The organism is Pseudomonas sp. NPDC089530, from assembly GCF_050280705.1.
GTDB lineage: Bacteria > Pseudomonadota > Gammaproteobacteria > Pseudomonadales > Pseudomonadaceae > Aquipseudomonas.
Window position 1 is genome coordinate 1 of record NZ_JBNNVU010000196.1, and the last position, 2,577, is coordinate 2,577.

The 2,577-nt window shown below is 61.9% G+C and carries 2 protein-coding genes; both read right to left on the minus strand.

Annotated features, from left to right (window positions below; translation table 11 throughout):
- Positions 1 to 65 (minus strand): hypothetical protein (locus ACQKQA_RS30165; protein ID WP_427564783.1); only part of this gene is annotated, 65 nt, incomplete at its 3' end.
- A gap of 140 nt (positions 66 to 205) precedes the next feature.
- The coding region (gene dnaE, locus ACQKQA_RS30170) for a DNA polymerase III subunit alpha (RefSeq protein ID WP_427564782.1) at positions 206 to 2,577 on the minus strand (2,372 nt) is incomplete at its 5' end.

A 2,577-nucleotide genomic window follows, 5' to 3' on the forward strand; every position in this document is an offset into this window, starting at 1 on the left:
AACTCTTCGATCTTGGCTTGCAGGTCGGCGATCGGCTGTTCGAAATCAAGAAAATTCGGGTTCATAGGCGTCCGTCTTGGGTCGACGTCCAAGAGAGCTTGGGCCGGCCGGTTGTCTATTCGCGCCCTACCTTAAGGGAGAGGCGCGTTCAGGTCGAGATTAAAAATTCGGGTCGAGATCGGCGCCCTTTCCTGGCGCCTGACCGTCAACGGTATTGGAGGAAGACGTTGTCTCGCCCGAACTGGTCACGCAGGGCTTGAATCAAGGCATCCGCCGGATCGATCCGCCAGGCTTCGCCGAACTGCAGCAACGCCTTGGCGTCTTCCCGGGTGTACTCCATGGAGATCGGGCAGGCGCCGCGATGGCGCTTGCACAACTCCCCCAGCCAGCGTAGCTGATCGCCCTTGAGGGCTTCGGTGTGCACCTTCAGGCGCAGGCTTTCCGCCAGGTTGGTGCGGGCGTCTTCCATGCTCATCACGCGCTTGACCCGCAGGCGCAGGCCGCCGGAAAAGTCGTCGTTGCTGACTTCGCCCTCGACCACCACCATCGCATCGGTCTGCAGCAGCGATTGCGCCGAATGGAAAGCATCGGCGAACAGCGAAGCCTCGATCCGTCCCGAGCGATCGTCCAGGGTGATGAACCCCATCTTGTCGCCCTTTTTGTTCTTCATCACCCGCAGGGCGATGATCATGCCTGCGACGGTCTGGGTATCGCGCGCCGGCTTCAGGTCGACGATGCGCTGGCGGGCGAAACGGCGGATCTCGCCTTCGTATTCGTCGATCGGGTGCCCGGTGAGGTACAGGCCCAGGGTGTCCTTCTCGCCTTTCAGGCGCTCCTTGAGGGTCAGCTCCTTGGCCTTGCGATGGCTGGCGTAGACGTCCGCGTCCTCTTCGACGAACAGGCCGCCAAACAAGTCGGCATGGCCACTGTCATGGGTACGGGCGGTCTGTTCCGCGGCTTTGATCGCCTCTTCCATCGCCGCCAGCAGCACCGCGCGGTTCTGGTCGATGCTGGCCTGATAGGCTTTCGGCTCGTCATGGAAGTACGGGCCCAGGCGATCCAGGGCGCCGCTGCGAATCAAGCCGTCCAGGGTGCGCTTGTTGATGCGCTTGAGGTCGACCCGGGCGCAGAAATCGAACAGGTCCTTGAACGGACCGTCCTCCCGCGCCTCGGTGATCGCCTCCACCGGGCCCTCGCCGACGCCCTTGATCGCGCCGAGGCCGTACACGATGCGGCCTTCGTCGTTCACCGTGAACTTGAACTCGGAGGTGTTCACGTCCGGAGCATCCAGGCGCAGCTTCATGGTCCGCACTTCCTCGATCAAGGTCACGACCTTGTCGGTGTTGTGCATATCCGCCGAGAGTACCGCGGCCATGAAAGGCGCCGGGTAGTGCGCCTTGAGCCAGGCGGTCTGGTAGGAAACCAGGCCGTAGGCGGCGGAGTGGGATTTGTTGAAACCGTAACCGGCGAACTTCTCCACCAGGTCGAAAATGTTACCGGCCAGGTCGGCATCGATGCCATTACCGGCGCAACCCTCGATGAAACCGCCGCGCTGCTTGGCCATTTCCTCGGGTTTCTTCTTACCCATGGCGCGACGCAGCATGTCCGCGCCACCCAGGGTGTAGCCGGCCATGACCTGGGCGATCTGCATCACCTGTTCCTGATACAGGATGATGCCGTAGGTCGGCGCCAGTACTGGCTGCAGGCCTTCGTACTGGTAGTCGGGGTGCGGGTACGCCAGTTCGGCGCGCCCGTGCTTGCGGTTGATGAAGTCATCCACCATGCCCGATTGCAGCGGCCCCGGACGGAACAGGGCCACCAGTGCGATCAAGTCTTCCAGGCAGTCGGGCTTGAGCTTCTTGATCAGCTCTTTCATGCCGCGGGATTCAAGCTGGAACACCGCGGTGGTTTCAGCTTTTTGCAGCAGGCTGTAAGTCGGCTTGTCGTCGAGCGGGATAAAGGCGATATCCAGTGGTGCCTCGCCGGTCTTGGCCCGATCCCGGTTGATGGTGCCAAGCGCCCAATCGATGATGGTCAGGGTCCGCAGACCGAGAAAGTCGAACTTCACCAGGCCGGCGGCCTCGACGTCGTCCTTGTCGAACTGGGTCACCAGGCCGCCGCCTTCCTCGTCGCAGGAAATGGGCGAGAAGTCGGTGAGCTTGGTGGGCGCGATCACCACGCCCCCGGCGTGCTTGCCGGTACCACGGGTGACACCCTCGAGCTTGAGGGCCATCTCCCAGATTTCCGCCGCCTCTTCATCGACCTTGATGAAGTCCCGCAGGATTTCTTCCTGCTCGTAGGCCTTTTCCAGGGTCATGCCGACTTCGAACGGGATCATCTTCGACAGACGATCGGCCAGGCCGTAGGACTTGCCCTGCACCCGCGCCACATCGCGCACCACCGCCTTCGCGGCCATGGAACCGAAGGTGATGATCTGGCTTACCGCGTTACGGCCATATTTTTCGGCCACATAGTCGATGACCCGGTCACGGCCGTCCATGCAGAAGTCGACGTCGAAGTCGGGCATGGAAACCAGTACCGGGAAGAGGAAACGATCGAACAGCAGGTCATATTCCA